This is a genomic window from Micromonospora sp. C41, from assembly GCF_018070485.1.
Classification (GTDB): domain Bacteria; phylum Actinomycetota; class Actinomycetes; order Mycobacteriales; family Micromonosporaceae; genus Micromonospora; species Micromonospora chalcea.
Genome location: NZ_JAGPXP010000030.1, coordinates 1 through 10,601 on the forward strand (window position 1 = coordinate 1; position 10,601 = coordinate 10,601).

Genomic DNA, 10,601 nt, shown 5'->3' on the forward strand with positions numbered 1-10,601 from the left:
GCCCCCGGGGTGGGCGGCGGACCGGTCCGGCGCTCGTGGTCGACCCGGGCCCGCCGTCGCGGGCATGACGCCGGGCGCGCCCGCTCCCGGACGGACCGCGCGGGCCGGTCGCGCCCGACGGCGCCGGACCCCCGGCCTACGCTGGGCGCAGTGGGCCGGCATCGGGTGCCGGCCCGGCACGGGGAGACCGCGATGACCGACAACGTCCGCCGGCCGGCGCCGGCCGCGGGCGGCGAGGACGAGCAGTGGCTGGCCGAGGTGGCCCGGGCGGCGAGCGCCGACGCCGGTGGCGTACCCGTGGAACTGCTCGGCGACTACCTGCGGCTGCTGACCGACGCGGCGGTGACCGGCCGTCGTCCGCGCCGCGCCGAACTCGACGCGGTGGGCGCCCTCGGCCGGCGCGCGGCCGAGCAGGGGGTGTCCGCCGGACGCGCGGTACGCCTCTACCTGTCCGCGGCGCGGCGGGTGTGGCGGCAGTTTCCGCACCTGGACCGCTCCGACGACAGCGAGGCGGTGCGCGCCGCCGCCGACGCCGTGCTGCAGGTGGTCGACACCGCCGTCGCCACGCTCGCCGAGGGCTACGCCGTGGCCCGGCGGGAACTGGTCCGGCGGGAGGAGTCGCTGCGCCGGGAACTCGTCGACGACCTGCTGCGCGGCGACTCCGACCTCGGCGGGCTGGTGGAACGGGCCGAGCCGTTCGGGCTCGACCTCGCCCGCGTACACCAGGTGGCGCTCGCCGCGCCCGGTCGCCGCCTGCCGGACACGGAGGCGGCGATCAGCGCGCTGGAACGGGCCGTGTTCGACCGGCTGGGCGACCGGGACGTGCTGGTGGCCACGAAGGAGGGGCTGCTCGTGGTGATCGCCCCGGCCGACCCGGTGGCCACCGACCGAGGCCGCGGGCCGGCCGGCAACCTGGGCACGCTGATGCACGGCGAGCTGGACCGCCTGGTGCGGGGCCGGCCGTGGCAGGTGGCGGTGGGCCGCCCGCACCCCGGCGTGTACGGCATCGCCCGCTCCTACGAGGAGGCGCGGGAGGCGCTGACCACGGCGCGGCGGCTGCACTCCGAGACGTCCGTGATCGACGCGCACGACCTGCTCATCTACCGCGTGCTGCTGCGCGACCAGCCGGCCATGGTGGACCTCGTCCGGGCGGTGCTGACGCCGCTGGCCCAGGCGCGCGGCGGCGCCGAGCCGCTGCTGGACACGCTGAACGAGTACTTCGCCTGCGGCGAGGTGAGCACCGAGGCGGCCCGGCGGCTGCACGTCTCCGTCCGCACCGTCACCTACCGGCTGGCCCGCGTCCGGGCACTGAGCGGGTACGACCCCGCCGACGCGCGGGACCGGTTCACGTTGCACGCCGCCGTCCTCGGCGCGCGGGCGCTGGACTGGCCGCGCAAGCCGCTGCCGGCGTGACGCTCAGGCCGCTGCCGGCGTGACGCTCAGGCGGGAACGGCCACCAGTTCCGGGAAGCCGAGCAGGTTCGCCAGGGCCGACGCCTCGTCGCGGGTGAGGCTGAGAGCCACCATGCGATCCGGGTCGTCCGGGTCGTCGTGGACGATGTCGCGCCGGCCGCCGGTCTGGTAGTCGATCACTCCGATGCGGCGGCCCTCGTCGGTGGTCAGCGTGTGCCGGACCCCGATGCCGGGGAGGATCGTGCGTTCGATGATCACGTCAACCTCCTCGGGTCAACCATAGCTCCGGGGGGTGCCCGGACCGGTTGTCCAGTGACCGGCAATCATTCGGCCCTTTGTTGGCCGGTCGTGCGCAATGCCGAGCGCCGCATTCCGGGCGAAGCTGGAGGTCCGAGGCGGTACCCGAGTAGCGAGGAGGTGGTGACCATGACCCGCACGTCGATGGCTTCACCACCGGTGTTCGCCGGTTTCGTCGCGTCCCGGTCCGCGAGCGGCGACCCGCGGCGCGCCTGAGCCCCGGCCGCCGGTGCCGTCGAGCGAATCCGGCCCCGGCCCCCGGCCACGCCCCTCCCCCGCACCGTCCACCGCCCGGTTGGGCACCTGATCCGAAAGAGGTCGGTATGCCGCATCCCGTCACCGTCGTCCGTTCTCCGGCGCGTACCGGTCTGCTGATCGGCCGCTCCCACACCACCCGCCCGCCGGTGGGCGCCGACGCGGCGCCGATCGCCGTGGACCTCGGCAGCAGCCTGCTGCGGATCTGGCTGGGTCCGGGCCGGACGCTGAGCGTCCCGCTCGGTCACGGCCTGCGCAGCCCGGTCGTGCGGCGCGGACGGATCGTGGACGGTCCGGCCTGCGTCACCGAGCTGCGACGCATCCTGCGTGACCACCGCGCGTCGGTGCCGGTCGGCGCGCTCGTGGTCGCCTGCCGGCCGGTGCTGGCCGCGCCGGCCGAGCAGGAGGCGACGCGCCGCGTGCTCGCCGCCGTCCTCGCGCCGTCCCGGCTGCTGTTCCTCGACAGCGTCCGGGCGGGCGCCATCGGCGCCGGCGCCGCCGCCGGCACCCTGCTGCTCGCCGACATCGGCGCGCAGCTCACCGAGGTGGCGCTGCTAGAGGACGGCCGGGTCGTCGCCGCCCGCCGCGCCGAGGTCGGCACCCGCGACCTGAACCACGCGACGACCGCCGGCATGCTCGCCGACGCCGCCGCCCGGCTGGTCCGTGAGCTGCGGCAGGACCCGGCGCTGCGGCCCCTGGTCCGCACCGCCCTGGCCCGCGGCGCGATCGTCATCGGCGACGGCGCGACCCGGCCGGACGTGACCGCGCGCCTGGTCGCGAGGCTCGGCGCCGCCGTCCACCGCGCCGCCTCACCCCGGACCGCCGCCCTGACCGGCGCCGGCATGGCCGCTGTCTCGGCCCTGCGCCACCCGCACGACACCCAGCGCCGCCCGGAAAGGAGCGCCTGATCATGACGCACGCCCTGAACAACCGCACCGACACCCTGCGGGAACTGCTGGACCGGCAGTTCAACGAGTACACCGACCAGCTCACCGAGCTGACGCTGCACACGCGGCAGCCCGACCACGGCGGTCACGACCCGGACACCCTGCGCCGGCTGATCGAGGCCGCGCGCCAGGGTGTCGCGGACACCGCCCAGGCGCTCAAGCGCATGTCCGACGGCACGTACGGCGTCTGCGAGCGCTGTGGCCAGGACATCCCGACCGCCCGCCTGGAGATCCGGCCCGCGGCCCGCTTCTGCGTGCCGTGTCAGCAACGGCGCTGAGCACCGCACGGGGCTGTCGGCGCGCGCGCCGGCCGGTAGCGTCGTCCCCATGGACGTGGACGACGTCGCCGGCCGGCTCGACGTGCCCGCCGAGGAGATCGACCGGGTGCGCCGGCTCGCCGGCGACCGGCCTTCCGCGCCGCTGCCCGCCCGGGCGGACGCGCCCGCGCTGCTGCGGCGGCTCGCGGTGCGCCCCGACGACGCCGCCGAGATCATCGCGGGCTGGCCGGACCCGGAGTCCCCACTGTGGACCCCGGAGCTGCGCTGGCTGCTCGACCGCTCGATCGCCCTGGTCCGGGCCGACCTCGGCGGCTTCGCGTGGCTGCCGCCGGGCCCGGCGCTGCCCCGCGACCGGGGACCGGCCTGGCGGCACCTCTACGCCTACGCGTACCTGGCACTGGTCGACGTCGTGCGGGCGTACCACGCCGACCACGGCGTGCCCGACGAGGTTTCCTGGGCGACGCTCGCCGACCTGGGCAACAACCTCGCCGTCGACCGGCGGATGCACGGTGAGGGCTGGCCGGTCATGCAGGCATGGCTGACGCTGCACGCGCGCGGCGGCCTCTACGAGCTGGGCCGCCTGCAGCACCAGCGCGGCGACACCGGCGCCCTCGACCTGCACATCCCCGACTCGGGGCCGCTGACCCCGGAGGCGGTCGACGCGTCGCTGGAGCGGGCCCGGGCGTTCTTCCCGCGCCACTTCCCCGACGAGAGCTACACCGCCTTCTCCTGTGGCTCCTGGCTGCTCGACCCGCAACTGAGCGAATACCTGCCGGAGGACTCCAACATCGTCCGGTTCCAGCGGCGGTTCACGCTGGAGCCCTACCAGCAGATGGACGGGCTGGACGGCGACGTCGAGGTGCTGCGCTTCGTCTTCCGCAGCCTGAACACGCCGCTGGACCGGCTGCCCCGCCGCACCGTCCTCCAGCGCGCGGTCATCGACCACCTGCGGGCCGGCCGCCACTGGCAGTGGCGTCGCGGCCGTTTTCCGATGTAGTCACGTCCCGCGCCGGTCCGGCACCCGGCTGCCGCGCGCCAGCCAGTCGTCGAGGGCGGCCGGGTCGGTGAACAGCAGCACCGGCGGTCCGGCCGGGTCGGCCGCCCAGGCCCGCAGGCGCCGGCGCGCCCGGCCGAACCCGGTCACGTGCCACACCAGCACCGAGTCGAGGGACAGCACGCTTCCCCACGACTCCCGGTTGCCGTTGCAGATCTCCTCGCCGCTGGCCAGCCGCTGCCGCGTACGCCGCAGCAGCCGCCGGAACGAGACCCCGCGCGGGTAGTCCAGGCCGATCACCAGGTCGGCGCGGCCGAGCACCACGTCCCGCCAGCCGTGGTAGGCGCCGTCGAGGATCCAGCGGTCACGTCGGCAGATCTCCGCGATCCGCCGTCGCTGCTCGGCGACCGGCACCTCCACCCAGCCCGGCTCCCAGAGCAGGTCGTCCACCGGATACCAGGGCAGGCGGTAGCGCTGCGCCAGCCGCGCGGCCAGCGTCGACTTGCCGGACCCGTGGATCCCCTCGACCAGGATGCGGGCCGGGGCGGTCATGGCAGCAGCGTAGGCGCTGCCCGCACCCCGCGCGCCGGACGGTCCGTCAGTGCGCGACCGCGACCGCCGGATCCGCCTCCAGGCCGGCGAGCTGCGACGGCCGCACCACGACCAGCAGCACCGCCAGCGCCGCCACCATCCCGCCGGCCACCACCAGCGCCATCGCCACCGCGCCGGTGCCGAGCACGCCCACCAGCGGCGCCGCCACCGCGCCCACGCCGAACTGCACCGCGCCCAGCAGGGCGGACGCGGTGCCGGCCGCCTCGCCGTGGCGGGACAGGGCCAGCGCCGGGGCGTTCGGCATGGCCAGACCCGCCGCCGCCAGCACCAACCACAGCGACACCAGCAGCGCGGGCAGCCCGCCGAAGCCGGTCGCGGCGAACACCAGCAGCGCCAGCCCGGCCACCGTGCCCCCCGCCAGCGAGGCCACCAGGATCCACTGGGAGGAGTAGCGGCGCAGCAGCCGCACGTTGTACTGGGTCGCGCCGATCAGGCCCACCGCGCCCGCCCCGAACGCCAGCCCGAACTCCTGCTCGTTGAGGCCGTACCCGTCCTGGAGGACGAACGACGAGCCGGCCACGTACGCGAACAGCGCCGCCATGGCCAGGCCGGCCACCAGGACCAGGCCGACGAAGACGCGGTCCCGCAGCAGCCCGCCGTAGTTCATCACTGTCGCCACCACTCCGCCGCGCTGCCGGCGCGCGGGCGGCAGCGTCTCCGGCAGCGCGAGCGTGGCCAGCACGACGAGCAGCACCCCGAAGACGGCCAGGACCACGAACACGCCACGCCAGTCCGTCCACCGCAGCACACCACCGCCGAGCGTCGGGGCGAGGACCGGCGCCGCGCCCATCACCAGCAGCAGCCGGGACAGCATGGTGGCGAACGCCGACCCGCTGAACAAATCGCGCACCACCGCCATCGCGACCACTGCGGTCGCGGCGACGCCGAGGCCCTGCACGACCCGCAGGACGCCCAGGACGGCGACGTTCGGGGCGACCACGCACAGCGCCGACGCCACGATGTGCAGCAGCAGACCGGCGATCAGCGGACGGCGCCGCCCGACCGCGTCCGACAGCGGCCCGATCAGCAACTGGCCGACGGCGAGCCCGGCGAGCGTCCCGGTGAGCGTCAACTGCACCGCCGCCGACGTGGTCGCGAAGTCCGCCACGATCGCGGGCAGCGCGGGCAGGTACATGTCGATGGTCAGCGGACCCACGGCGATCAGCGAGCCGAGGACGAGCACGAGCCTCAGGCGCTGGCTGCGGCTCATCAGGTCACCCGGGGTGGGCGTCGGGGTGGCATCGGTCGTCTGGGGCGTCCCGGCCCGGTCGTGCGACCGGGCGCGGGAGGGTGCGGCACTCACACAGTGAGTCAAATGCGCCCCCGGTGATCACATTCCCGTCTCGGCGAGAGGTAACGCAGGTCACGCGCCTGCCCACCGGTGCGGCACGCCGCCGGGGCCGACGTCGCTGCCGGCGCCGGACGGGGACGAGGCGGCTGCGGCGACCGCACGGCGGCCGATCCGGGGTGCCGGTCAGCGTTGCAGCACCTCGCCGAGCGCGGCCAGGTACGCCCCGGCCTGCGCCCCGTTCACGAGCCGGTGGTCGTACGCCAGCCCCAGGTCCGCCACCGCCCGCTCGCGTACCCCGCCGTCGCCGTCGAGCACGACCTCGCGGTGCACGTCCGGCACCGAGAGGGCGCAGGTGACGCCGGGCGGGATGATCGGCCGGGACACCGTGACGCCGGGTGTGTCGTTGAGCGCGACCAGGAAGTTCATGCCGGCCATGTCCTCCTCGCGGAGCCGTCCGCGCAGCGCCTTCATCCGCAGCGCGACCACGGCGTCAGCGAGGTCGCCGAGGTCCAGTCCGGCCGCGTCGCGGATCACCGGCAGGAACAGTCCGGTGCCGACGTCCACGGTGAGCCCGATCGACGGCGCTTCCGCGTCGACCACCAGCCCGTCGCCGGTGAGCCGGGCGTAGAGGGCACCGAACCGCTCGTGCAGCGCGGCCACGGCGGCGATGACGACCTCGGTCAGGCCGACCGTGGCGCCGGTCTCGTCGGCGGCGCGGCGGGCATAGGCGAGCGCTGCCGTCACGTCGACGCGCACGGCGGTGAAGGCCACCGGGATCTCCCGGTGCGAGGTGGACACCACGTCGGCGATGCGGCGCTGCGCCGGTGGCAGCGGCCGTCCCGGCGTCGCCGTCCGCGTCCCCACGGCCTCCACCTGCTCCGGGTACGCCGCAGCGGGCGAGCCCAGCGGCTCTGGCGGGGCGGGCACGGCCGACTCGGGCAGGATCCGGCCGATGGGAGCGCCCGGGGCGCAGTCGGCACCGGCTGCCACGTCCTGACGCAGCACGCCGGCCCGCGTCGCCGCGAGTTCCTCGATCGCCTTGGACGTCTCGACCGCCGCGACCGGCTCGCCGGCCTCCACCGTGGCGCCGTCCGCGACCAGCCATTCCAGCAGCACGTAGCTGTCGTCGTTGGGGTTGAGCCGCGGTACGTCCACCGGGACGCCCGCCTGCGCCGCCGTCGTCGGAGCGGAGGGCGGCGGATCGACGGGTGACGGATCGGTGCGCGGAACCGGAACCGCGCCGGGCACGCCCGGAGACACGCCGGCCGGAGTCGCCGGGGCGTCAGCCGGTCCGCCCCGGTAGCCGGTCGCCACCGGCGCGGCGGGCAGGCGCATGATCCGGTCCAGGATCGCGTCGGTGCCGAGCAGCACCGCCTGTTCCAGGTGCGGCGCGGACGGGATGACCCGGTCGGCGGAGCTGACCAGCTCGACCGGGCCGCGCAGCAGCGGCCACGCCTCGGCGTGCAGGCGGGCCGCGACCTCGCTCCCCCACGTGCCGCCCGCGGTGCTCTCCTCGGCGACGATCACGCCGTGCGCGCCGGCGAGCAGGTCGCGCAGGCCGTCCACGTCCACCGGGTAGAGCCGCGCCGGGACCAGCACCTCGACCGTACGTCCCCGCTCGGCGGCCCGCGTGGCGGCGGCGATCGCCCGGTTGGCGACCCCGCCCGGCGCGATGACGAGCGTCGGCGCGCCGGTGGCGTCCGGGTCGTGGACGCGGGCCCAGTTGCCGTCCGCGCCGCGCGACTCGAAGGCGAGGCGGTCGTCGACGCGGCCGTCCACGTACCGCCGCTGAGTGTAGAGGATCTTGTCCTCGAACAGCATCGCCGGTTCGTCGCGGCGCAGCGCGGCGGCCAGCACGTCGGCCGCGTCGTGCAGCGGGGACAGCTCGTACAGCGCGAGGTGCGGGATGCCGATGAAGTGCTTCTGCGGGCTCTGGCTGTGCGTCGCGCCGTAGCCGCGCCCGCCGCCGACCGGGCAGCGGATCACCACCCGCATCGGAGTGCGCTCGCCGTACATGGCGACGGACTTGGTGATCAGGTTGAGGATCGGGTCGAAGGCGAGACCGGCGAAGTCCCCGAACATGATCTCGACGATCACTGTGTCGCCGCACAGCGCCAGGCCACCCGCGACGCCGGTGATGCCGTTCTCGCTCAGCGGCGTCGACAGCACCCGGTCGGGGTAGGCGGTGGAGAGGCCCTGGGTCACCTTGAACGCCCCGCCGTACGGGTCGGCGACGTCCTCCCCCAGCAGCCAGGCCCGCTCGTCGGCGGCGAACAGCGCGTGCAGGGCACGGTTGAGGTTGCGGCTCACCCGTTCCGCGCGCGTCACGCCGCCGCTCCGCGCGCGAGCGGCCGGGCCAGCACCTCGGCCGAGACCTCCGCGACCCGCTGCCGGGCCCGCGCGTCGGCGGCCGCGAACCGCTCCGGGTACGCCTCGGCGTACCGCTGGAGCCAGTCGAGGCGGCGCAGCCGGTCGAGTTCGTCGGCGGGCCGGGTGTCGTCGCCCTTGCTGTGCGGGCCGAGCCGGACCGTGTGCTGCACGAGCACGTGCGGCGTCCGGGTGGCGCGGACCCGCTCGACGTGCGGCGCGGCGGCGGCGCGTACCTCGGTGAGGTCGAACGAGCCGGACTCGCTGACGGTGATGCCGAACCCGGCCACCCGGCCCGCGATGGTGCCGGCGAGCTGCGCGGTGGTCGGGGTGGACTGGGCGATCCGGTTGTGCTCGACCACGACGAGCAGCGGCACCCGCCACAGCGCGGCCATGTTCAGCGCCTCGTAGACAGCACCCTCGCCCCAGGTCCCGTCGCCGATGTACGCCACCACGATCGTGTCCTGCCCGGTGCGGTTGAGGTGCAGTCCCACGCCGACAGCGGCGGGCAGGCTCTCCCCCTGCACGCCGGTGGACAGGAACCGGTCCCGGCGCAGGTGCTGGCTGCCGCCGTACCCGTGGCACACCCCGCCGTCGCGGCCGAGCAGTTCCGCCAGCAGGCCCTCCGGGTCGCCGCAGTGCGCCAGGTAGTGCCCGTGTCCGCGGTGGTTGCTGAACACGAAGTCCCCGGTCAGCAGTGGGGCCAGCGCGACCGGGACGTACTCCTGGCCGAGGCAGGTGTGCGTGGTGCCGGCGAGGTGACCGTCGGCGTACAGGCGCAGCAGGTGCTCCTCGAAGCGGCGGATGAGCAGCCCCGCGTCGAGATCGGCGTCGTCGAGCGGGGCCGGCGCGGCGCTCACTCCGGCACGCCCCGCTGGGCGAGCAGCGCGCGCAGGTCGCCCACCGACCGCACGGTCCGGATCTCCCGGGGCGTCAGCGAGATCCGGTACGCGTCCTCGACGGCCACGACGATCTGGAGGTGACGCAGGCTCACCCACGCGGCGGTGGTCGCGGGGCCGGTCTGCGCGTCGACCTGGTCGACGGGCAGTTCCAGCACGTCGGCGACGAGCCGCACCAGCCGGCTGGACATGCTCATACCTCGATGATCGTACAGGCCCAGTGGGTGCCCCGGCCCAACGAGATCAACGCGACCCGGTCGCCCTCGTGCAGCTCACCGGCGTCGAGCAGGCGGCTCAGCCCGAACAGTTGATCCGCCGCGCCGAGATGCCCGTACTCGGCCGCCAGTGCCCGGTTGGTCCGCTCCGGCGGCACCTTGTGGGCCTCGGCGAGCGACGTCATGGCGCGTTCGTTGTCGGCGACCAGGATCAGCCGCGCCAGGTCGGCGACGGTGACGCCGACCCGCTCGCAGGCGCGTTCGGTGACCCGCACCATCCGCTCGTCGAGGTGGCGGGCGTACTGCGCGAACTGCTCGGGGTCGTAGTCGAAGAACTCCATCACGTGCCACACGTCGCGGGCGGCCGGCGGCTCGGCGCCGGGTGCGAACGGCGCCGCGGCGCCACCGCCGTCGAGCCGGTAGAACCCGGCGTAGCGGCCGTCGGTGGCGGCCTCGGTGACCTGCCAGCGCAGCCGGGGGTGCCCGCGCCGGGCCACTGTGGCCACCGCGCCGTCGGAGAACACCATCGGCTGGGTCTCCATCCGGTTCCAGTACGCCTCGCAGGTCCGGTTGGCCGCGATCACGAGCGCGGTGTCGTACTCCGGGTGGGTGGCGAACTTGCCGGCGACGGTGTCGAGGCTGAGCACGCCGGTGGTGCACGCCTGGGTGAGCAGCACCGCTTCGGCGCCGGCCGCGCCGAGCCGGTACGCCAGGTCGGCGGCGGCGTCCCAGTAGAGGTGTTCGGTGAGGTCGGTGACGGCGAGCACCAGCAGGTCCACCCGCGCGGCGGGCAGCGTGGCGGCGTCCAGGGCGCGGCGGGCGGCCCGCTCGGCGAGGTCGGTCAGGCCGACGTCCGGCGCGGCGCGGTGCACCCGCCGGTAGCCGTAGCCGAGGACGCGGTTGACGTCGTCGGTGTACTGCGCCACCACGTCGGCGACGGGCGCCGGGTCGCCGAGCGCCTCACCGAAGGACACCAGCCCGAAGCTCATGCTCGACCGTCCCGCCGCAGATCCGCCGCTGCTTACCATTCCCCC

11 protein-coding genes are annotated in these 10,601 nt (G+C 75.4%); 4 read left to right on the top strand and 7 right to left on the bottom strand.

The genetic code is table 11. The annotated features are described in order from the left end of the window. The first annotated feature begins 192 nt into the window (after window positions 1-192). On the top strand, window positions 193-1,413 hold the full coding sequence (locus tag KBX43_RS25520) for a CdaR family transcriptional regulator (protein WP_064446529.1): 1,221 nt from the start codon (window positions 193-195) through the stop codon (window positions 1,411-1,413). A gap of 26 nt (window positions 1,414-1,439) precedes the next feature. Here KBX43_RS25520 and KBX43_RS25525 read toward each other — a convergent pair whose 3' ends face one another. After that, window positions 1,440-1,670: a hypothetical protein gene (locus KBX43_RS25525; RefSeq protein ID WP_043324761.1), complete on the bottom strand. Its 231-nt coding sequence runs from the start codon at window positions 1,668-1,670 to the stop codon at window positions 1,440-1,442. Between the two features lie 362 nt (window positions 1,671-2,032). On the opposite strand from KBX43_RS25525, the gene KBX43_RS25530 reads away from it, so the two are divergent. Genes KBX43_RS25530 through KBX43_RS25540 form a run of 3 tightly spaced genes read left to right on the top strand, consistent with a single transcriptional unit; the run spans window position 2,033 to window position 4,186 of the window. Further along, window positions 2,033-2,872, top strand: coding sequence for a rod shape-determining protein (locus KBX43_RS25530; RefSeq protein ID WP_043324762.1), 840 nt, complete (start codon window positions 2,033-2,035; stop codon window positions 2,870-2,872). Window positions 2,873-2,874: 2 nt separating this feature from the next. Then, a complete protein-coding gene (locus KBX43_RS25535) occupies window positions 2,875-3,189 on the top strand; it encodes a TraR/DksA family transcriptional regulator (protein WP_210887462.1) in 315 nt (104 codons plus the stop codon). 49 nt (window positions 3,190-3,238) lie between these two features. Continuing rightward, entirely contained in the window at window positions 3,239-4,186 is a 948-nt protein-coding gene (locus KBX43_RS25540) for an acyltransferase domain-containing protein (protein ID WP_210887464.1), read from the top strand. On the opposite strand, the gene KBX43_RS25545 is transcribed toward KBX43_RS25540, so the two are convergent. From KBX43_RS25545 to KBX43_RS25570, 6 genes are all read right to left on the bottom strand, one after another. Then, entirely contained in the window at window positions 4,187-4,735 is a 549-nt protein-coding gene (locus tag KBX43_RS25545; protein ID WP_113974309.1) for an adenylate kinase, read from the bottom strand. Window positions 4,736-4,781: 46 nt separating this feature from the next. Further along, window positions 4,782-6,005, bottom strand: coding sequence for a multidrug effflux MFS transporter (locus KBX43_RS25550; protein ID WP_043324765.1), 1,224 nt, complete (start codon window positions 6,003-6,005; stop codon window positions 4,782-4,784). A 264-nt stretch (window positions 6,006-6,269) separates the two neighbouring features. After that, window positions 6,270-8,414: a 2-oxo acid dehydrogenase subunit E2 gene (locus KBX43_RS25555; protein WP_210887467.1), complete on the bottom strand. Its 2,145-nt coding sequence runs from the start codon at window positions 8,412-8,414 to the stop codon at window positions 6,270-6,272. Then, window positions 8,411-9,313 (bottom strand): thiamine pyrophosphate-dependent dehydrogenase E1 component subunit alpha, encoded by a 903-nt coding sequence (locus KBX43_RS25560; protein ID WP_069090125.1) that lies wholly within the window; start codon window positions 9,311-9,313, stop codon window positions 8,411-8,413. The genes KBX43_RS25555 and KBX43_RS25560 overlap by 4 nt, the downstream gene beginning before the upstream one ends. Continuing rightward, complete coding sequence (locus KBX43_RS25565; RefSeq protein WP_223201113.1) at window positions 9,310-9,549, bottom strand: acyl carrier protein; 240 nt, start codon at window positions 9,547-9,549, stop codon at window positions 9,310-9,312. Before KBX43_RS25565 ends, KBX43_RS25560 begins: the two co-directional genes overlap by 4 nt. After that, complete coding sequence (locus KBX43_RS25570) at window positions 9,546-10,556, bottom strand: 3-oxoacyl-[acyl-carrier-protein] synthase III C-terminal domain-containing protein (protein WP_210887470.1); 1,011 nt, start codon at window positions 10,554-10,556, stop codon at window positions 9,546-9,548. The genes KBX43_RS25565 and KBX43_RS25570 overlap by 4 nt, the downstream gene beginning before the upstream one ends. Between the last annotated feature and the right edge of the window lie 45 nt (window positions 10,557-10,601).